Annotated in this window: 17 protein-coding genes; 4 read left to right on the forward strand and 13 right to left on the reverse strand. The window is 73.1% G+C overall.

Translation table 11 applies throughout. From position 1 onward, the window contains the following. The first annotated feature begins 42 nt into the window (after positions 1 to 42). Positions 43 to 864, forward strand: a complete 822-nt coding sequence (gene folE2, locus C1M51_RS15085; protein WP_129451037.1) for a GTP cyclohydrolase FolE2 — start codon at positions 43 to 45, stop codon at positions 862 to 864. Between the two features lie 30 nt (positions 865 to 894). Here folE2 and C1M51_RS15090 read toward each other — a convergent pair whose 3' ends face one another. The 8 genes from C1M51_RS15090 to C1M51_RS15125 form a co-directional block, all read right to left on the reverse strand. Further along, the gene (locus tag C1M51_RS15090) at positions 895 to 1,557 is read right to left on the reverse strand and encodes an HAD family phosphatase (protein ID WP_129451040.1); all 663 of its coding nucleotides are present in this window, start codon (positions 1,555 to 1,557) and stop codon (positions 895 to 897) included. Continuing rightward, positions 1,554 to 3,425, reverse strand: a complete 1,872-nt coding sequence (locus C1M51_RS15095) for a chorismate-binding protein (protein WP_207207760.1) — start codon at positions 3,423 to 3,425, stop codon at positions 1,554 to 1,556. The genes C1M51_RS15090 and C1M51_RS15095 overlap by 4 nt, the downstream gene beginning before the upstream one ends. A gap of 170 nt (positions 3,426 to 3,595) precedes the next feature. Continuing rightward, complete coding sequence (gene fae / locus C1M51_RS15100) at positions 3,596 to 4,129, reverse strand: formaldehyde-activating enzyme (protein WP_129451043.1); 534 nt, start codon at positions 4,127 to 4,129, stop codon at positions 3,596 to 3,598. Between the two features lie 118 nt (positions 4,130 to 4,247). Next, on the reverse strand, positions 4,248 to 5,057 hold the full coding sequence (locus C1M51_RS15105; RefSeq protein ID WP_129451045.1) for a formylmethanofuran dehydrogenase subunit C: 810 nt from the start codon (positions 5,055 to 5,057) through the stop codon (positions 4,248 to 4,250). Between the two features lie 82 nt (positions 5,058 to 5,139). Further along, positions 5,140 to 6,063 carry a formylmethanofuran--tetrahydromethanopterin N-formyltransferase gene (gene fhcD / locus C1M51_RS15110; RefSeq protein ID WP_129451048.1) on the reverse strand — a complete coding sequence of 308 codons (924 nt, stop codon included), beginning with the start codon at positions 6,061 to 6,063 and terminating at the stop codon, positions 5,140 to 5,142. Between the two features lie 4 nt (positions 6,064 to 6,067). Further along, positions 6,068 to 7,753, reverse strand: coding sequence for a formylmethanofuran dehydrogenase subunit A (locus tag C1M51_RS15115; RefSeq protein WP_129451051.1), 1,686 nt, complete (start codon positions 7,751 to 7,753; stop codon positions 6,068 to 6,070). Further along, positions 7,750 to 9,018 carry a formylmethanofuran dehydrogenase gene (locus C1M51_RS15120; RefSeq protein WP_242500055.1) on the reverse strand — a complete coding sequence of 423 codons (1,269 nt, stop codon included), beginning with the start codon at positions 9,016 to 9,018 and terminating at the stop codon, positions 7,750 to 7,752. Before C1M51_RS15120 ends, C1M51_RS15115 begins: the two co-directional genes overlap by 4 nt. 13 nt (positions 9,019 to 9,031) lie before the next feature. Continuing rightward, the gene (locus C1M51_RS15125; RefSeq protein WP_129451056.1) at positions 9,032 to 9,853 is read right to left on the reverse strand and encodes a HisA/HisF-related TIM barrel protein; all 822 of its coding nucleotides are present in this window, start codon (positions 9,851 to 9,853) and stop codon (positions 9,032 to 9,034) included. A gap of 3 nt (positions 9,854 to 9,856) precedes the next feature. Between C1M51_RS15125 and C1M51_RS15130 the strand changes: the two genes are divergently transcribed. The 3 genes from C1M51_RS15130 to C1M51_RS15140 are packed head-to-tail and all read left to right on the forward strand — an operon-like array spanning position 9,857 to position 12,472. Continuing rightward, the gene (locus tag C1M51_RS15130; protein ID WP_129451059.1) at positions 9,857 to 10,813 is read left to right on the forward strand and encodes an ATP-grasp domain-containing protein; all 957 of its coding nucleotides are present in this window, start codon (positions 9,857 to 9,859) and stop codon (positions 10,811 to 10,813) included. Continuing rightward, complete coding sequence (locus C1M51_RS15135) at positions 10,806 to 11,864, forward strand: hydantoinase/oxoprolinase family protein (RefSeq protein WP_129451062.1); 1,059 nt, start codon at positions 10,806 to 10,808, stop codon at positions 11,862 to 11,864. The genes C1M51_RS15130 and C1M51_RS15135 overlap by 8 nt, the downstream gene beginning before the upstream one ends. Further along, positions 11,864 to 12,472, forward strand: coding sequence for an aspartate kinase (locus C1M51_RS15140; protein ID WP_129451065.1), 609 nt, complete (start codon positions 11,864 to 11,866; stop codon positions 12,470 to 12,472). Before C1M51_RS15135 ends, C1M51_RS15140 begins: the two co-directional genes overlap by 1 nt. A gap of 7 nt (positions 12,473 to 12,479) precedes the next feature. On the opposite strand, the gene C1M51_RS15145 is transcribed toward C1M51_RS15140, so the two are convergent. The 5 genes from C1M51_RS15145 to C1M51_RS15165 are packed head-to-tail and all read right to left on the reverse strand — an operon-like array spanning position 12,480 to position 17,847. Next, positions 12,480 to 13,166: a (5-formylfuran-3-yl)methyl phosphate synthase gene (locus C1M51_RS15145; RefSeq protein ID WP_129451068.1), complete on the reverse strand. Its 687-nt coding sequence runs from the start codon at positions 13,164 to 13,166 to the stop codon at positions 12,480 to 12,482. Beyond that, positions 13,163 to 13,753: a DUF447 domain-containing protein gene (locus C1M51_RS15150; RefSeq protein WP_129451071.1), complete on the reverse strand. Its 591-nt coding sequence runs from the start codon at positions 13,751 to 13,753 to the stop codon at positions 13,163 to 13,165. The genes C1M51_RS15145 and C1M51_RS15150 overlap by 4 nt, the downstream gene beginning before the upstream one ends. Next, positions 13,750 to 15,189, reverse strand: coding sequence for a DUF6513 domain-containing protein (locus C1M51_RS15155; protein ID WP_129451074.1), 1,440 nt, complete (start codon positions 15,187 to 15,189; stop codon positions 13,750 to 13,752). Before C1M51_RS15155 ends, C1M51_RS15150 begins: the two co-directional genes overlap by 4 nt. Further along, on the reverse strand, positions 15,168 to 15,887 hold the full coding sequence (locus C1M51_RS15160; protein WP_081771427.1) for a flavoprotein: 720 nt from the start codon (positions 15,885 to 15,887) through the stop codon (positions 15,168 to 15,170). The genes C1M51_RS15155 and C1M51_RS15160 overlap by 22 nt, the downstream gene beginning before the upstream one ends. Further along, complete coding sequence (locus tag C1M51_RS15165) at positions 15,799 to 17,847, reverse strand: sigma-54-dependent Fis family transcriptional regulator (protein ID WP_129451077.1); 2,049 nt, start codon at positions 17,845 to 17,847, stop codon at positions 15,799 to 15,801. The genes C1M51_RS15160 and C1M51_RS15165 overlap by 89 nt, the downstream gene beginning before the upstream one ends. Between the last annotated feature and the right edge of the window lie 261 nt (positions 17,848 to 18,108).

Genomic DNA, 18,108 nt, shown 5'->3' on the forward strand with positions numbered 1-18,108 from the left:
ATTCAACGCCCCAAGCCGCACACGCCGGCCGGCGCGACGCCCATGAACGACATGACCCACGCCTCTGCCCTCGGCCTGACGCAGCACATCCCCGACACGCAGAGCGAGCGCGACGAACGCCATCTGGCGATCCAGCGCGTCGGCGTCAAGGAAGTGCGCTATCCGCTCACCGTGCGCGTCGGCGAGCAGCTCTCGCCCACCGTGGCGAGCTGGAGCCTCGACGTGGCGCTGCCGGCCGAGCAGAAGGGCACCCACATGTCGCGCTTCGTCGCCTGGCTCGACGCCCTCAGCGCCTCCGGCAAGCCGCTCGACGCCACCGCGCTGCGGGACGAACTCGCGGTGATGCTCGACAAGCTGCATGCGGTCGAGGGGCGCATCGAGGCACGCTTCCCGTTCTTCATCCGCAAGCACGCGCCGGTGTCCGGCGTGTCCAGCCTGCTCGACTACCAGGGCGCCTGGATCGCCGAGCGCCGCGCCGGCGTCGGCACGACGGTGTGGTGCGAGGTGGTGGTGCCGGTCAAGAGCCTGTGCCCGTGCTCGAAGGAAATCTCCGACTACGGCGCGCACAACCAGCGCTCGCACGTCACCATCCGCGCCGAGGTCCGCGGCGAGCTCGGCTTCGAAGCCCTGGTGCGCTTCGCCGAGGCCTCGGCGTCGAGCGAGATCTGGGGCCTGCTCAAGCGCCCCGACGAGAAGTGGATCACCGAGCGCGCCTACGAGAACCCCAAGTTCGTCGAGGACCTGGTGCGCGACGTGGCGCTGCGGCTCAACGCCGACGGCCGTATCGGGCGCTACCGCGTCGAGGTCGAGAACTTCGAGTCGATCCACAACCACTCGGCCTTCGCCGTCATCGAACGCGAATGACGCGCCGGTGAGCGGCGGCCGCGGCCGCCCTCAGCCCCCCAGCATCTCGATCGGCCAGCCCTCGAACTGCGCGATCCCCCGCAGCGAGGCGTCGGGGCGCACCGCGACCGGGTAGCGCACGGCGCGCAGCAGCGGCAGGTCGCTGGCCGAGTCGCTGTAGAACCAGCTGTGTTCGAGCCGGGCCAGCGGCCGGCCCTGGCTGTCGAGCCAGGCCTTCACCTTGTCGAGCTTGTGGGTGCCGTGGCAGGGCGCCCCGACGATCTCGCCGGTCGGCACGCCATGGCTGTCGACCGCCGATTCGGTGGCGAGCACGTGCTCGATGCGGAAGGCGCGAGCAAAGCGCTCGGCGATGAGCCGCGACGTGGCCGTGACCACGCAGCACAGGTCGCCCACGCCCAGGTGGCGCGCCACCAGCACGCGGGCGGCGTAGGGCAGCCGCGTCGACACCTCGGTCTCGAACTCGTCGAGCCAGTGCGACAGCTCGGCGCGCGTGAGCCGTTTCAGCGGCGCGAACATCGAACGATGCAGGGCCGCGATGTCGAGCCGGCCCTCGACATAGGCCTTGCAGTGCGCCAGGTAGTCGGCTTCCTGCTCCGCCTCCACGACACCGCGCGCGACGAGGAAGCGGGTCCACTCCATGCCGCTGTCGTAGGGCAGCAGTGTGTGGTCGAGATCGAACAGCGCGAGCTTCATGGCGCCAACCGCGCCGGCACGGCGCCGCGCAGCGCGTTGCACACGACCACGGCCTCGGCCCGCGCCAGGTCGGCGCGCGTCAGCGGGCGCTCCGCGGCAGCCCAGGCCGGGTCCTCGAGCAGCAGGCCGCGCATCACGCCGGGCAGCGCGCCGTCGGCGAGCGGCGGCGTCCACCAGCGGCCGTCGAGCTGCAGGAACACGTTGCTGCGACCACCCTCGACCAGCCGGCCGTCGGCGGTGAAGAACAGGCTGTCGAACGCGCCGGCGGCCTCGGCGGCCCGCACGCCGGCGTCGTAGGCGGTGCGCAGCGTGGTCTTGTGGCCGGCCAGCGGACGCGGCTCGGGCAACGGCACGGGCTCGAGGCGCAGCGTCACCGGGCCGGCAGGCAGTGCGGCCAGCGGCGCGCCCGCGAATTCGAAGCGGCCGGCGCGGTCGAGCGCCATGCGCAGCCGGCTCGGCGTGCCGGCCGGCAGCCGGCCGACCTGCTCCTGCAGCGCCTCGCGCAGCTCGATCTCGTCCCAGCGAAAACCCAGCGCAGTGGCACTGCGCTGCAGGCGCGCGAGGTGGCGGTCGAGATGGCGCACGCCCTGCTCGCGCGTCGCGTGCAGGGTCTCGAAGATCGAGAAGCCCGGATCGAGGCCGGTCAGGAAACGCCCCTTCAGCTGGCATTCCCCGTATTCGTCCTCGGCCTCGCTGTCGAGCACGATGCCGGCGCCGATGCCCAGCCGGCCTGCGCGCAGGCCGTCGCGGTCGGGGCCGAGCGTCAGCGTGCGGATCGCCACCGACAGGCAGAAGTCGCCGCAGGCTGCGCCCGGCGCCGCAGGCGCAGCGGGTGGCGCATCCACCCAGCCGATGGCGCCGCAGTACAGGCCGCGCGGCGTGCTCTCCAGCCCGGCGATCAGCGCCATCGTGTGGTGCTTGGGTGCGCCGGTGATCGAGCCGCACGGAAACACCGCGCGCAGCACCGCCGGCAGGTCGGTGTCGGCCGCCAGCTCGGCACGCACGGTCGAGGTCATCTGGAACACGGTGGCGTGCGACTCCACCTCGAACAGCTCCGGCACCTTCACCGAGCCGGTGCGGGCGATGCGACCGAGGTCGTTGCGCAGCAGGTCGACGATCATCAGGTTCTCGGCGCGGTTCTTGGTGTCCAGGCTCAGCAGCCGGGCGGTCTCGCTGTCGCCTTCGAGCACGGCACGGCGCGGGGCGGTGCCCTTCATCGGCTTGGCGACGAGCCGGCCCTGCGCATGGCGGACGAACAGTTCCGGCGAGCACGACAGCACGTGCGTGATGCCGCTCGCCGCCGCCTCGTCGGCCGGCAGCGCGATGAACGCGCCGTAGGGCACCGGCTGGCGCGCACGCAGCCGGCGGTAGAGCGCGACCGGCGCGCCGTGGGCCTGGAAGTCCAGCCGGTAGGTGTAGTTGACCTGGTAGGTCTCGCCGGCGCGGATGGCCTCGTGGATGCGGCCGATCGCGGCGTGAAAGGCCTCGCGGTCGACGCTCGCCTGCACGTCCAGCGAACCGGCCGGGCCGGGCTCCGCCACGCCCTCCACCCGCGCCAGCCAGCGCCCGGCCTCGTCGGCCGACAGATGCTGCAGCTCACGGAACAGGAGCACGCGCAGCGCGGCGCGCTCGTCGCCGGCGCGGCGGCCGGCCTGCAGCAGCTTGGCACCCCACTCGTAGTCGACCAGCAACACCGCGTGCAGGCCCGCGCGCTGGTCGGCCTCGACCGCACGCCACACCGCATCGAGCGCGGCCGGGTCCTCGCAGCGGTGCGTGCGCACATGGCCCGTGTAGAGCCGGCTGCTCGGCCGCTCGCCCGTCGCCGAGCGGTCGTCCAGCAGCGCAAAGGCGGCCACGTCGTCGCTCATCCGCACTCGGTCAGCGTCACGCGCACTCATTCATTCAACAACGCCGCCAAAGCGCGCAGCACGCGGCACGCCCCGGCCCACCGCGCGGACGCCGCGGGACCGGCTCCGCCGGCCCGCCAGCGTCGCCCCCTCGAGGGGGAGCGGCGCAGCCGCAGCAGGGGTGGTCATTTTCACGACCAGTCGTCCATGTCGTGCTTGATTGTGTGCCGGTTCGCGATCAGCTCGTCGATCGACGGCTCGTTGTTCAGCGCACGGCGGATGGCCAGCTTGGTGGCCTCGTAGTTGGTGCGGTACATGTCCTTCTTGTCGAGGTTCGGGTCCTTGGCGCAGCGCGGGTCGATCCACACCAGGCTCACGATGCACAGCTCGTTGGCCACGTCCTTGGGGATGATGCCCTCGATCACGCAGTCGATCACCGCGTCGGCGGTGGCCGCCTGCACCACGCCGCCGAACAGGTCGATGTTGGCGCTGTCCTTCAACGTGACCTTCGGCACCGTGATGGTCGCCGGGCGGACCATCTGGTTGCAGGCGCGGATCGCGAACATCGCGGTGTGGCCCTTGCTCTGCGCCATCATGTTGGCGAACGCGGCGCCCACCGGGCCGTCGGTGCGGCCGATCAGGATCTCGGGCATCGCGTCGGTGAACTGGCCGTCGGCGGCCAGCACGGTGGCTTCGCCGGCGTGGAAGGTGTAGGTCTTGCTCATGGCAGGGTCTCGAGTGGGTGAACGAAAGAGGAACAGCGGAACGGGAAGGCAGGCGGCAGGCGACGCCGCGGTCGAGTCTGCCAGCACTGGCGCGGCAGCGGGCCGGCGCGCGGCGCGCTCAGTCGCACAGCAGCAGTTCGCCCTTGCCGCCGGCGGCGAGGTCGCCGAGATGCCGTTGCACGCGCCGTGCCGGCAGGGCAGAGAAGGCGCCACCATGGCGCGCCAGGTCGCGCGCCAGCAGCTGCCAGAACACGGCGATGTTGGCGTCGTTGGCCACGAAGGTGGGCGGGATCGCCGGCGCCGTGCCGGCGCAGACCACGCTGCCGCGGCGCATGCCGTAGCCGGCGTGCGCGCCGATGCGGCCGGCCACCGCGATCGTCCCGGCCACCATGCGCGAGGCGAGGAAGTCACCGGCGTCGCCGAACACCAGCGCGCTGCCGCGCCGCATGCGGTCGCCGAAGCGCGCCCCGGCCGAGCCGCGCACGAGCAGCGTGCCGCCGCGCATGCCGTCCAGGCTGCCCGGCAGGGCGCTGGCGGCATGGTCGCCGACGTTGCCGCCGATCTCCAGCCGGCCGCCCGACATTTCGCAGGCCGCCAGCAGGCCGGCCGCGCCGCGCGTGACGATCTCGCCACCGCTCATGCCGGCGCCGAGGTAGTCGCCGGCCGGGCCGTCCACGTGGATGCGGCCGGCGGCGAGCTGCCAGCCGATGCGATCGGCGCGACCCAGGTCGCCGACGAGGTGCAGCTCGGCGTCGGGCCGGGGCGCGATCGTGAACACCTCGCCCAGCGCGATCGACTCGTTGCCATGCCACACGCCGAACTTCGCCACCGCATCGGCCGAGAGTTCGGCCAGGGCCTTGGGCGACAGCGCGCGCAGGTCCAGGCGCAACGCGGGCACCTGCTTCAGCGTGAGGGTCCAGCCGCTCATGACCGCCCCTCGCTCACGGCCGCCGGCCGCTCACGATCCCCCGCGGGGATGTCGCCCGGCTTCGGGCGGCCGTGCGCCGGGCTCATGACCGCCCCTCCGCGCCGCCCGGCACCAGCTTGTGCAGGTGGTAGAGGAAGGGCCCGAGCTTGCCGCCGTAGTTGCCCGCGCCGATGCGCTTCAGGCCCGACGCGGCGCCGCGCTCGATCAGGGTCTTCAGGCCGGTGCGCATCGCAGCCGCCACGTCGGCGTCGGTCAGTCCGTCGATCACGATCTCCATCACGCTGCCGATGTCGGGGCCGAGCTCGCTCTTCGCCGCCAGCTCGCGCAGACTGGGGCAGTAGGCGTCGTTGGTCGACGCGCCGAGCGTCGGGTACTTGCTGCCGACCTTGGAGCCCGAGCGCACCACGCCGCCGGGGAAGGGCATCACGATGTTGGGCAGCCGCTTCATCGCGGCCACCGCTGCCTCCGCGGCCGCCAGCGCCGCCGCGGTGTCGGTCGCCAGCAGCAGCAGGTTGCCGCCGCCGACCGCCTGCGTCGTGACCCAGGTGGTTTCCTGCGCGACGAACTCGCCGTCCATCACCGGCACGCGCCAGTAGCGCTGTCCACCGATCACCTTGCTGGTCTGCCAGCCGTCGCCGAAGAAGCGCAGGTTCTTGCCCAGCGCGATCGCGTCGCCCTCGAACAGCCCGGCGTAGACCGCGGTGGTCGGGCAGGTCAGCACGCACTGGCCGACGCGCTTCTCGACCTGCTTGGCCAGCTCGCGACCGCTCATCGAGAAGATCAGGATCGCGATGCCGGGCCGCCCGTCGGGCGTCTCCTCGGGCGCCAGCTCGCGCTCGATGCCGGCCTCGCAGCCGCAGGCGATCACCGAGGTGGCGAAGCCGGTGGTGGCCACGGCCGCATGGCGCGCCCACTCGAGGTTGTGGGCGGTGATGACGAGCCGCGTGCCCTTCATCGGAAAGGCTTCGGCGAAGCTGTCGTCGATGACGATGCCGTTGAGTTCCATCGCGTCAGTTCGCAGTCGTCGGGAAGCAGGCGGTCGGCAGCAGCCGCCCGCCGTTGCAGCACCGGCACAGTTCGTCGTGGCCGATCACGGCGTTGCGCAGGCTCACGCTCAGGTGCTTCTCGGTGTAGGGCGCCAGCAGCTTCTCGATGCCGCGGTCGAAGGCCGGCTCGACGAAGTGCGTGCCGCCGGTCGGCGTGGCGGTGATGACGCCGGCCCGCGCCACGCGCACGCCGTCCTTGAACACATGCTCCGGCGCGGTGAACATCGTCTCGCGGTTCGCGTGCTCGCGGTAGACGGCGATGTCGGCCGCCGCGCCGTTGCCGAGCTGGCCGCGGTCCTTCAGGCCCAGCAGCTTTGCCGGACCCGCGCGCGTCATGATGGCCACCTCGTTCAGCGTCAGCTCGCGCGTGATCGAGCCCAGCGCCGACTGCGCCACCACGTCGGGGTGGAGCTTGGCGAACTGCTCGTCGCGGAAACTCTTGTCCGTCAGCAGCCGGATCAGGTGCGGGTAGCTGGTGAACGGCGCGCCGTTCGGGTGGTCGGTGGTCAGCACCACGCGCCACGGGTCCTTGACCAGCAGGAAGATCTCCAGCCCGATCGCCCACTGCAGCGCGTTCACGAAACTCTGCTCGCGGTACTTGAACGGCACCACGCCGCAGCCGGCGTCGCACTCGATGTCGGCGCCGATCCACTTGCGCGGGTTCGCGAAGCCGGCGTTGGCGTGCTGGCGCATCGTGTCGCCCGACGCGGTGACGGTCTGGCCGAACATGATCTGCCCGACGTCGATGCTCACGTTCGGATTCGCATTCACCGCATCGGCGAGGCGCTGCGCGGCCGACGAGAACTTCTTCGGGCCCTCGGTGCCGTAGGCGTGGAACTGGATGTGCGTCAGGTGCGCCGGCAGGCCTTCCAGCGCATCGATGGTCGCGAGCGTGGATTCGATGTTGCCGGCCACGCCGAGGTTGCTGCCGTGGATGTGCAGCGGGTGCGGCACGCCCAGCTCGTGCAGCGCGCGCGCCAGCGTGTGCACGATCGTGCGCGGCGTCACGCGCCAGTGGGCGTGCTCCTCGTCGACGTCGAGCTTGCGCTGGTTGAACTTGAAGGCCGAGATGCCGCCCGGGTTCACCACCTTCACGCCCATCGCCTTCGCGGCGTGGAGGGTCCAGCCGGCGTAGTCGCGGATCTGCTGGAAGTCGCGGCCCTCGGCCAGCATCTGCAGGAACAGCTCGTCGTTGCCGAGCATCACGTAGGCGCCGTGGTCGAGGATGGGCGTGTCGCCCATCTCCATGTGCGCATGGCGCGCGTTCGAATGCATCATCGCCGGCTCGAAGGCCGCCGTGTAGCCCATCTCGGCGTAGCGGTAGCCGGTGGCCAGCGTGCCGGGCGTGCAGTGGCCGCAGGAGGCGAGCTCCAGCGGGTTGGTCGGCAACGCGATCGGGTCGCGGTTGAGGCGGTGGTCCTCCGGCAGCAGCATGCGCGCGAGGTTGACCTTGCCGCCGCCGATGTGCGTGTGCATGTCGATGCCGCCGGCCATCACCACGCAGCCGCTGGCGTCGATGTCCTCGCCCACCGCTTCCTTGGGATGCAGCTCGACGATGCGGCCGTCGCGCACGCCGATGTCGCGCACCGCGTCGACACCGTTGGCCGGGTCGATGACGCGGCCGCCGCGCAGTCGCAGGGTGGCGCTCATGCCGTGCTCCCGTGGCGCAGCGCCCGCACGCGCGCATTCAGCCGCTGCAGCACCTGGGCCACCGTCGGCAGCCCGTCGTCGTATACCGCCTCCAGCGGCAGCGCCACGCCGCCGTCGAAGCGGAACAGATGGCCTGCCGAGCCCATGCCCGGCGTCGACACCGGGATGAACACCGCATCGCCGCCGGCGCCGGCCCGCTGCGCCGGATGGCCCAGCACCACCGTCGGTATCGGAGCGCTCGGGGCCGCCGGCTCCGGACCGAAGGCCGACACCCACAGCAGCGCATCGACGCTGCCCTCGGCCAGCAGGCGCTTCGCATCGAAGCGCAGCGGCTCGTGCTCCAGCCCCAGCGGGCCGGCGCGGCTGCGCAGCGGCAGGCCCGACAGCCAGGTGAAGACGTAGTTCACCGTCTGCAGGCCGTCCTTGCCGCTGAGTGGCAGCAGCGCGGCGCGCGAGCGCTGGTTGAGCGTGCTCACCAGGCGGTTCAGCGCCTCGGCGATCAGCGCCCCGTGCTCGGGCAACTGCGACGATTCCCACACGACGACCGCGTAGCGCGCGGCGTGCAGCTGCGCTGCCAGTTCGGCCAGCGCCGGGGCCGCGCGCGGCACGCGCCGGCCGTCCACCAGCGCGGCGAGCTGCGCCACGCTGTCGAACAGGTCGCCGCTCAGCGCGACGCTGCGCTGCGTGACGCCGGCCAGGCCGTCGAGCGCGGGTTCGGTGGCGCCGCAGAGGAAGACGATCTCGCGCTGCGCGACCAGCGGCTCGCCGATGCCCACGCGGCGCCACAGGCCCGGGAAGTTCTCGCGCGGCGACGCGCCGACGCAGACGATCAGGTCGGCGCGGTTGCGCACCTCGGCCAGCGTGGTGGTGAAGGCTCCGCGGTCCTGCAGCGCGCGCAGCGTGTGCAGCTGGGCGGCGCCGCCGGCGGCGTCATAAATGGCGCCGGTGGTGCAGGCCAGCGGATAGAGCGCACGCGCGCCGTCCACATCGGTCGCGAGCCCGCCGAACAGCGGCTGGCGGCTGGCGGCCAGCCGCTGCGCGGCCTGCTCGATGGCGTCGTCCAGCGTGGCGGGTTGCCCGGCGATGCTCGGCGTGGCGGTCGAGCGCTCCGGCCGGAAGTGCGCCAGCGCGCGCTGCGCGCGTTCGCAGCCCGGGCCGCTCAGCGAGAACCGGCCGTCCTGCTGCGCCAGTTGCAGGTCGTCGTTCAGCAGCGCACAAAACGGGCTGGTCCAGGGGCGGGGGGCCGGGGCGTTCACGGGATCCATCATCGGCGCGCTTTCACGCAAAGCATGTGCCACGGGCGGGGCCGCGCGGCAGCACGGCCGCATCCACACCGGCCCGCGACACTGTGTGGCCGGCGCCGCCACAAGCGCCACAGTCTGTGCCGTCGCCCGGTGCGCCGGTCGCGGCCGGCAGGCGCCCGTCGTGCAGCGCCGACGCCACCAGCCAGGCGCGCGCGCCGGCCGCGGCGGCGGCGGCCAGGTCGGCCGCATCGCGCACACCGCCGGCGCCGATCAGCTGCGCCTGCGGCGCCCGCGCGCGCACCGCGGCCAGCGTGTCGAGGTCGGGGCCACCGTCGCTGCCCACGCGCGACAGCGTCATCACGATCAGGCGCCGCGGCCACTGCGCCGGCAGCTCCCACACGCCGGCCGGGTCGAGCGGAGCGCCCTGGCGATGGTCCAGCGAGAGCAGGGCGCGCGACGGTGGCGCGAAGCAGGCGGCCAGCGCCTCGCGCGAGCGCAGCGATTCGCTGCCGTAGACCGGCGTGACGCGCGCCGCCGCCGCCAGCGCCAGCCGGGCCAGCAGGCGGGCGGCGTCGTCCGGGCCGCTGAAGCCGGCGTCGAGCCAGAGCTGCAGGGCCGGCCGGTCCTGCAGCAGCGTGCGCAGCCACTCGATCTGGGGCGGCCGGCCCTGCAGGGCGTTCAAGTCGGCGAGGTACAGCGTATCGGTGGCACAGTGTTCGCATAGCCGCCGGGCCGCGACCCGCGGATCGGCGCTGCCGCACAGCGCCGATTCGATCGGCCGGTAATGCTGGCGCTCACCGCGCACCGCGCGGACCACCTGGCCGTCCAGCAGGTCGATGACCGGAATGATGTGCATAGGATGACCCAGACGCTCTTCGTCTACGAGTATCTCAGCGGCGGTGGCCTCGATGCCGTGCCCGGCCACGTCGACGCCGCCGGGCGCGGCGAGCTGCTGGACGCCGGCCTGGCCATGCGGGCCGCGCTGCTGGACGAGCTGGCCGGCCCGGGCGTGCGCTATGCCTGCGGTGCCGGCGTGGCGCCGCTGCCGGGCGCGCCGGGCGCTGCGCGGCGGCCGCGGCCCGGCGACACGCCGCTGGGTTTCCTGCGGCGCGAGGCAGCGGCGCACGACCGCGTGTGGGTCACGGCCCCCGAGAGCGCCGGCCTGCTGCTGCAGTTGGCCGAGGCGGTGGAGCCGGCGCGCTGGATCGGCAGCGACCGCGCCGCGATCCGGCTGTGCAGCAGCAAGCGCGCGACGCTGGCGCACCTGGCGGCGCGCGGCCTGGCCACGCCGCTGGCCTTCGATGCCGGCGCGCGGCAGTGGGTGGTGAAGCCGGGCGACGGCGCCGGCACGCAGGACACCCGGCGTCACGCGCAGCGCGCCGCGGCGCAGGCCGACCTGCAGCAGCGCCGCGCGCGCGGCGCGTCGGCCACGCTCGAGCCCTGGGTCGACGGCGAGCCGCTGAGCCTGTCGCTGCTGTGCCGCGACGGCGCGGCCGAACTGCTCAGCATCAACCGCCAGCGCATCGCCATCTCGGAGGATGGCCGGCTGCGCGATGACGGCGTGCTGATCAACGCGCTGGCGCTCGACGACGCGCGCGCACCGGTGCTGGTCCGCACCGCGCAGGCGGTGGCGCGGGCGATCCCCGGCCTGCGCGGCTTCGCCGGCATCGACCTGGTCTGGCACGCGCAGCGCGGGCCGGTGGTGATCGAGGTCAACCCGCGCCTGACCTGCGCCTTCGTGGGCCTGTCCGCCGCGCTCGGGCGCCCGCTGGCGGCCCAGATCCTGGCGCTGCACGAGGAGCCGGTCGATGCCTGAGCGTGTCGTGATCGGCTGGGACATCGGCGGCGCGCACGTCAAGGCCAGCCTGGTCGAGCACGGCGTGCTGCGCGACGTGGCGCAATGGGCCTGCCCGCTGTGGCAGGGGCTCGACCGCCTGCACGCGGCGCTCGCCGAGGTGCAGGCGCGCTGGCCGCAGGCCGGCGGTGCCGTGCACGCGATCACGATGACCGGCGAGATGGTCGACCTGTTCGAGCACCGCGAGGCCGGCGTCGTGGCGCTGGCCGCGGCGCTGGGCGCCGCACTCCGCGGCCCGCTGCGCTTCTACGCCGGCGAGCGCGGCTGGTGTGCGCCGGCCGACGTGGCTGCGCAGTGGCAGGCCATCGCCTCGGCCAACTGGTGGGCGACCGCCGCGCTGGCGGCGCAGGCGCTGGGCGAGGGCGTGCTGGTCGACATCGGCAGCACCACCACCGACCTGATCGCGCTGCGGCGCGGTGCAGTGCGCGCGCAGGGCCGCAGCGACGCGGCCCGGCTGCAGAGTGGCGAACTGGTCTACCAGGGCGTGGTGCGCACGCCGCTGTGTGCGCTGGCCCCGCGGGTCGTGTTCCGCGGCCGGGCATCGAACGTGATGAACGAGTTCTTCGCGACCACGGCCGATGTGTACCGGCTCACCGGCGAGCTCGATCCGGCGCACGACCTCCATCCGGCCGCCGACGGCGCAGGCAAGGACGCTGCCGCGACCCGCCGTCGGCTGGCGCGCATGATCGGCCTCGACGCGCGCGATGCCGACGAGTCCGACTGGCTCGCCTTCGCGAAGGCGTGGCGCGAACTGCAGCTCGACGAACTGCAGGGCCAGCTCGAACGCGTGCTCCTCGCAGCGCCGATCGCGACCTCGGCGCCGCTGGTCTCCGCCGGCTGCGGCGACTTCCTGGCCGAGGCGCTGGCGCGGCGCATCGGGCGGCCCTGCCGCAGCGTCGCGTCGCTGCTGCTCGGCGACCGGCCGCAGGCCGACGCGGCGCTGCAGCGGCGGGCCCAGGTGGGCGCCCCCAGCGCGGCGGTCGCGCTGCTGCGGGCGCGGGAGAGCGTCTGATGTGGGTCGTCAAGCTCGGCGGCAGCCTGAACCAGGACGCGTCGCTGCCGCAGTGGCTGGACCTGCTGGCCGAGCTGGGCGGTGGCCGCGTGATCGTGGTGCCGGGTGGGGGCGCCTTCGCCGACCAGGTGCGCGACGCGCAGTCGCACTGGCAGTTCGACGACCTGGTGGCGCACAACATGGCGGTGCTCGGCATGGCGCAGACCGCGCTGATGCTGCAGGGCCTGTGCCCGGCGCTGCAGGCCGCCGCCGGCGAGCAGCCGCTGCGCCGCGTGCTGAAGGGTGGCCAGACGGCGCTGTGGCTGCCGCTCGACCTGCTGCGCAGCCGGCCCGACGAACTCACGAACTGGGGCGTGAGCGCCGACAGCCTCGCGCTGTGGCTGGCGCAGCGCCTGCATGCCGAGCGCCTGCTGGTGGTGAAGTCGTGCGCGTTCGACACGCGGCGCTCGCTCGCGCAGCTCGGCGAAGGCGGTGTGCTCGACGCGGAGTTCGCGCAGCGCGCGCGCCACGCCGCCTTCCCGATCGATCTGCTGCACAAGGACGAGCTGGCACGCGCACGCGCGCTGCTGCTCGACGAATCGCTCAGCTGCCGGCCGTTCGCGGACTAGTTCTCTCTTACGCCGCCTGCGCGGCGTCCTCGCATTGCAACTGCTCGCGCAGCGCCCGCACGCGTTGCGCGTCGAGCGCCGCGGTGCGCGCGCCGCTGCACACTGCGCTGCGGAAGCCGGCGAAGTCGGGTGCGATGGATTGCAGGCGCGCCAGGTGCTCGAAGCGCAGCGCACCGGCCAGGCCGCACAGCTTGCCGCTGCGCCGCACCTGCGTGACGAAGCGCTGCAGCTGCCCCTCGCTGGCGATGTCGAACAGGCTGCCACGCGCCTTGTCCTCGGTGTCGAGCATCAGCGCGGGGAAGGCCAGCGCGCCGGCGCGTGCGAGCAGCGCGCCGTCGATGCCGTGGTCGGCCACGAACACCGGCACCACCGCGTGGCCGCACATGGCCAGCGCGTCCAGCAGCGCATGCTGGCCGGGTGCGATGCCGACCTTCACGTAGTCCACACCGCAGGCGGCGGTCTCGGCCACGCGCTCCAGCACCTCGGCCGTGCCGGCGCAGTCGCCGATCGTCGCGCTGATCGGGCGCCGCCCGGGGGCGCGCTGCTTCAGCGCCGCGACGATGGCTTCGAGCGTGGCCGGCGGCAGCGCTCCCAGCGCGCCGGCGGACGGCTCCTTCAGGTCGATGAAATCCACGCCGGCGGCCGCGGCGGCCAGCGCCTCGTCGACGTCGCGCACGCTCACCAGCAGCCTCATGCGCCGGCTCCGGCCTGCACCCGCTGCCGCGCCACGGCCTCGCGCAGCCAGCCCCAGGCCTCGTGTTCCTCGGGCCCGGCGGTCTTGTCGATGGCGATCTGCAGGTAGCCCATCTCGGTGTCGACCTTGTCGGGTGCCAGCATGTGCAGCCGGCTCACCAGCACCGCGCCCTCGATCACCGCGGCCTGCGCGCGGTTGAAGCCGGGGAAGGGTGCATGGCTCACATCGAGCACGCGCGCCAGCGTCAGCGTGGGGCGCTCGGCGTGGTCGTCGTCGTGCTGCAGTTCGAGCTCGCTGTGCGCCAGCGCCGCGGCGAGCCGCTGGCCGGCGATGGCCTGGGCCGGCAGCAGCGGCCACTGGCGCGGCCCCAGCCAGCGCGCGCACACCGCACCGGCGAACACACGCGTGTCGGTCGTCAGGTTGAGCACCGCGTGCCGCGTGCTGCGCAGGTTGTCCAGCGTCGCGCTGGGCTTGAAGGGCATCAGCACCACCTGCTCGCCGCGGTAGCGCACGCCGAAGGGCGCGACATGCGGCGTGCCGTCGGCGGCCACCGTGGTGATCACGGTCTCGAAGATCTGGTCGTTCATTCCGTCGCGGGCGGCGGCTTCTTGCCGCCATGGGTCATCGTCGTTCCGGGGGCACACCAGGCGTCCAGGTCGTCGGCGCGCCGCGGCACCGCGACGCCCCAGTCCAGCGGCTGGTCCTGCACGTAGCGCTTGCCGAGCCGCCACGCGGTCTCCGCACGTGCAAGTTCCACGCCCATGTAGAACGCGTGCGCGGCGTCGTCCTCGAGGCCGAGCTGCGGCCACAGCGCGAAGGTGTCCTGCGCCAGCCGCACCCCGTCGCGGTTGTAGACGTGCAGGCCCTCGGGCGAGATCTGCACGCGGAAATTCGGGTCGCGCACCTGGGCCGCGGTCGCGGCGATCTCGGCCGGCGTGTCGGGAAACGGGTGCCGCGCGTGCGTGGTCATCAACCCGTCGCTCATGCCCTTGGGCAGCGTGTTGTGGCGCGTCGCGGCGTGCATGATGCGGCGCGCCAGGTCGGCCTCGGCCACCGCGCGGCGCGCATGCTGGCTCACCTGGGTGGTCAGCACCGCGGCCACGTCGAGCTCGGCGCACAGGCCGAACAGCAGTGCGTTGATGCCGCTGGTGTCGGCCTCGGTCAGCTCGGTGACGTTGCCCACGCCCATCATGATCGGCGCCTCGGGGTAGCGCTGGCGCAGCGCGTGGTAGCGCACGATCGACGCCGTGAAGCCGAACGGGATCGGGTCGAGGATGGGGTCGGCCAGGTAGGCCTTGCCGCGCCGCTCCATCGTCTCGATCGCCTCGTGCAGCGTGGCCATGTCGGCCTGGTCGCTGGCGATCAGCACCGGCACCGAGGCCACCTCGTCGGCGATCCACAGCGTCTCGAGCTTCAGGCTCAGCAGGTAGTCGGCGCCGGCACGGCCACCGCGCAGCAGCTCGTCGGCGCTCATCGAGTCGACGCTGACGTTCCAGCCCTCGGCCTTCAGCGCCTTCACGCTGTCCTCCAGGTGATCGAAGGGCGTGGCCGGCAGGCAGCCGAGGTCGATCACGTCGGCGCCATCGGCCACCAGCGCGCGGGCGCGCTCCACGATCGCGGCCACCGTGAGCCGCGGCGCGTCGACGATCTCCGCGAAGATCGCCACCTGGTGCTCGCTCAGGTCGATGGGCTTCGCCGCGCGGTTGAAGAAGCGCGGCAGGTCCTTCAGCTCCTCCGGCCCGCGCTGCACCGGCACGCCGTAGTGGGCGCTCAGCGCGTCCACGTCGCCGCGGCAGCGGCCCGGCACGAGGAGGCGGTCCACGCGGCGCGGCCGTCCTTCGGCATCCACGCTGGTCAGCGGCGCCGCGATGCGGCGGCGGACCATGTCGGTCGTCATCAGCGCCGCCACCTGCAGGCCGATCTCGCGCACCTCGTAGGTGAAGGCCGGCGGCTCGATGCCGGCGAGCACGCGCTCCAGGCTGGGCTGCGCCAGCCGGCCGGTCAGGAAGACGATGTGTTCCATGCGAGCTTCAGCGCCTTCAGCCGCGCGTCGAGCGCGGCCTCCAGCTCGGCCGGCGAGCTGAGCACCTGGCAGTGGTCGATCCGCTTGAGCCGTTCCACGTTCTCCAGCTCGATGCCGCGCGGGCGCAGCGTCAGCCACTCGGTGGCGTGGCTGCGCGGCGCCTTGGTGATGACCACCGGCTCGGTGTCGCAGGCGAACACCAGGCTGGGCACGCCCAGCTTGCCGGCCTGCGCGAACATGTTGGTCGGCAGCGTGTCCGACAGCCCGAAGGCGCACTTGGCCACCGTGTTGCTGGTGGCCGGCGCGATGACCACGGTGTGGTACGCCTCCGCGTACAGCCGCCCGACCGGCACCGAGCTCGCGCTCTTGTCGCGGAACACGCGGTAGCGCTCGCGCAGCAGCTCGAGGCGCATGCCGTACAGCGGCAGCACCTCGTCGGCGGCGCCCGACAGGAACAGGTCCACGTTGGGCAGCCGTGCCGCCAGCGCCATGGACTCCTCGAGGTAGTGACCCGAGCCGGTCACGCACCACGCGAAGCGCGAGCCGGGCGGGTCGTCGGTGGCCGGCGCGTGGTCGTCGCCCAGTGCCGCGGCCCAGCGCTTCGCCGCCTCACCCTGCAGCGGCGGGTCCGCTGCCGGGGTGGGAGAGGGCGATGTGCAGCTTGTGGAGCTTGCGGTAGAGGGTGTTGCGGCTGACATCGAGCGCCTTGGCGACATTGCTCACGTTCCAACGGTGGTCTTCCAGCAGCTGCAGCAGCACCTCGCGCTCCTTGGCCTGGATCGGGTTCATCGGCGGCAACGCTGGAGCGTCATTGTCGACGCTCGTCGACGCGGCCGGCGCCGGCAGGGTCAAGGGCGCACCGGAGCGGACGGTGGCCGCGCGCAGCGAGGCGAGGTGGGGAAGGTCGATCAGGCCGTCGTCGTCGGCCAGCGCGAGCGCGGTGCGCAGCGCATGGCGCAGCTGCCGCACGTTGCCGGGCCAGGGGTGCTGCTCCAGCAGGGTCTGGGCCTCGGGCGTCAGCGAGGCCAGGCCGCCGGACTCCAGCGCCAGCAGCTCGGCGATCAGCGCGCGCCGGTCGCTGCGTTCGCGCAGCGCGGGCAGGCTGACCTCGAAGCCGCACAACCGGTAGTACAGATCCTCGCGGAAGCGGCCTTCCTCCACCATCTGCGCCAGCGGCCGGTGGCTGGCGCTGACCAGCTGGAAGTCCACGTCGACGGTTTCCTCGGCGCCCAGCGGCGTGACCTTGCGCTCGTCGAGCACGCGCAGCAGGCGGGCCTGCAGCGCCAGCGGCATGTCGCCGATCTCGTCGAGGAACAGCGTGCCGCGGTCGGCCTCCAGCACCTTGCCGCGCCGGCCGCTGCGCTGCGCACCGGTGAAGGCGCCGGCGCGGTAGCCGAACAGCTCGGCCTCGATCAGGCTCTCGGGCAGGCTGGCGCAATTGACCGCGACGAAGCTGCCGGCGTGCTTGGGGCTGGCCGCATGCAGCGCGCGCGCGAACACCTCCTTGCCGGCGCCGGTCTCGCCGTGCAGCAGCACCGGGATGTCGCGCGCGATCGCGCGGCGTGCCTGGTCGAGCTGGCCGCTCAACCGCGGGTCGCCGAAGGCCGGCGCGGCGCGCGGGGGCAGGGTGGCATCGCGCCGCGGCTCCATGCGCGGCACCAGCGCGCGGGCGCGCGTGCCGGTGCTCGGGCCGGTCAGGGCCACCGGCAGCTCGTGCGCCCCGGTCTCCGACGCCGGCGGGCGCGCCACCACGAAGAAGCGGCTCGCGCCCTGCGCGCCGAAGCTGACCACCGGATGGAAGGCGCTGCGCCGGCAGCGTTCCACCAGCTCGGCCAGCCGGGTGTGGAGCAGGTCTTCCAGCCGGCGCTCGCGCAGCTCGGCCACCGAGTGCAGGCCGAGCTGGAACAGCGCACTGCGGTTGCCGGCGAGGATGCGGCCGTCGGCCTCGAGCGCCAGCTTGCCCTCGTGCAGCGTGTAGACGAACTCGGGCCGGCTGTGGAAGTGCAGCAGGTGGGCCTCGGGGTGGCGCAGCTCGAGCAGGCGGTTCTCGATCATCTGCGCAGTCATGCCCAGCAGCACCAGCGAGTGCTGCTGCTGCAGGCTCGAGCGGCTGGTCACGTCGAGCACCGCGGTCATCTGGCCCTGCGGGTCGAACACAGGCACCGCCGAGCAGGTGAGCGACGTGAGGCGGGTGAAGAAGTGGTCCTCGCGCCGCACCGCCACCGGGCTGGCCGCGACCAGGCAGGTGCCCATGCCGTTGGTGCCGGCCTCGGCCTCGCTCCACACCGCGCCGACGTGGAAACCCAGCGGCGTCACGTCCTCGGCGAAGGCCGGCGAGGACACCATGTGCAGGATCACGCCGTCGGTGTCGGTCAGCACCACGGCCGACTCGGTGTCGGCCAGCTGCTGGTAGAGCGTGGCCATCTCGTGGCGGGCGCAGTCGATCACGTCGGCCAGCCGCTCCTGGCGCTGCGCGAGCTGGGCCGCCGGGACCACCGACGGGCGGTGCGGCCGATCCGGGTGCAGGCGGTGCTGTTCGAGGCAGCGCGTCCAGGAGCGCGCCATCTCGTCGTCGTCGGTGGCCCGTGCCCCCTGGCGCACGGTGTCGAGAATGCGGTGTGCGTGTTCGCCTGCCTCGCGCAGCGATACGATGCCCATGCTGTCTCTCCTTCGTGTTGTGGCCGAACGCGCGAGGCGCTGGCACCGGGCCAGCGATCCGGGCGCCGGGCCGGTTGCCGCCGGCCAGGGTCCCAGGGACCGTTCAGCTTGTCCCTCACAGGGTCATTGCGTACCGATTCTGGCGCGTCCGGTCGGGCCCTCGTAGGGGGTGGAAGCCCGGGGAGCGGCGGTGGAGTGTTCCAAAATCTGGCATGGTCCGGGACTTGCACCGGCCCGTGATGGTATTTCAGCCCAGGAGTC

This window comes from Methylibium sp. Pch-M (assembly GCF_004136295.1).
GTDB classification, from domain to species: domain Bacteria; phylum Pseudomonadota; class Gammaproteobacteria; order Burkholderiales; family Burkholderiaceae_C; genus Methylibium; species Methylibium petroleiphilum.

Excerpts from the sequence above, each read along its gene's own strand:
- C1M51_RS15165 (WP_129451077.1), bottom strand. The coding sequence starts at position 17,847 with ATGGGCATCGTATCGCTGCGCGAGGCAGGCGAACACGCACACCGCATT.
- C1M51_RS15155 (WP_129451074.1), bottom strand. The coding sequence starts at position 15,189 with ATGGAACACATCGTCTTCCTGACCGGCCGGCTGGCGCAGCCCAGCCTG.
- folE2 (WP_129451037.1), top strand. The coding sequence starts at position 43 with ATGAACGACATGACCCACGCCTCTGCCCTCGGCCTGACGCAGCACATC.
- C1M51_RS15145 (WP_129451068.1), bottom strand. The coding sequence starts at position 13,166 with ATGAGGCTGCTGGTGAGCGTGCGCGACGTCGACGAGGCGCTGGCCGCC.
- fae (WP_129451043.1), bottom strand. The coding sequence starts at position 4,129 with ATGAGCAAGACCTACACCTTCCACGCCGGCGAAGCCACCGTGCTGGCC.
- fhcD (WP_129451048.1), bottom strand. The coding sequence starts at position 6,063 with ATGGAACTCAACGGCATCGTCATCGACGACAGCTTCGCCGAAGCCTTT.
- C1M51_RS15120 (WP_242500055.1), bottom strand. The coding sequence starts at position 9,018 with ATGGATCCCGTGAACGCCCCGGCCCCCCGCCCCTGGACCAGCCCGTTT.
- C1M51_RS15095 (WP_207207760.1), bottom strand. The coding sequence starts at position 3,425 with ATGAGCGACGACGTGGCCGCCTTTGCGCTGCTGGACGACCGCTCGGCG.
- C1M51_RS15115 (WP_129451051.1), bottom strand. The coding sequence starts at position 7,753 with ATGAGCGCCACCCTGCGACTGCGCGGCGGCCGCGTCATCGACCCGGCC.
- C1M51_RS15125 (WP_129451056.1), bottom strand. The coding sequence starts at position 9,853 with ATGCACATCATTCCGGTCATCGACCTGCTGGACGGCCAGGTGGTCCGC.
- C1M51_RS15130 (WP_129451059.1), top strand. The coding sequence starts at position 9,857 with ATGACCCAGACGCTCTTCGTCTACGAGTATCTCAGCGGCGGTGGCCTC.
- C1M51_RS15135 (WP_129451062.1), top strand. The coding sequence starts at position 10,806 with ATGCCTGAGCGTGTCGTGATCGGCTGGGACATCGGCGGCGCGCACGTC.
- C1M51_RS15090 (WP_129451040.1), bottom strand. The coding sequence starts at position 1,557 with ATGAAGCTCGCGCTGTTCGATCTCGACCACACACTGCTGCCCTACGAC.
- C1M51_RS15140 (WP_129451065.1), top strand. The coding sequence starts at position 11,864 with ATGTGGGTCGTCAAGCTCGGCGGCAGCCTGAACCAGGACGCGTCGCTG.
- C1M51_RS15105 (WP_129451045.1), bottom strand. The coding sequence starts at position 5,057 with ATGAGCGGCTGGACCCTCACGCTGAAGCAGGTGCCCGCGTTGCGCCTG.
- C1M51_RS15160 (WP_081771427.1), bottom strand. The coding sequence starts at position 15,887 with ATGTCAGCCGCAACACCCTCTACCGCAAGCTCCACAAGCTGCACATCG.
- C1M51_RS15150 (WP_129451071.1), bottom strand. The coding sequence starts at position 13,753 with ATGAACGACCAGATCTTCGAGACCGTGATCACCACGGTGGCCGCCGAC.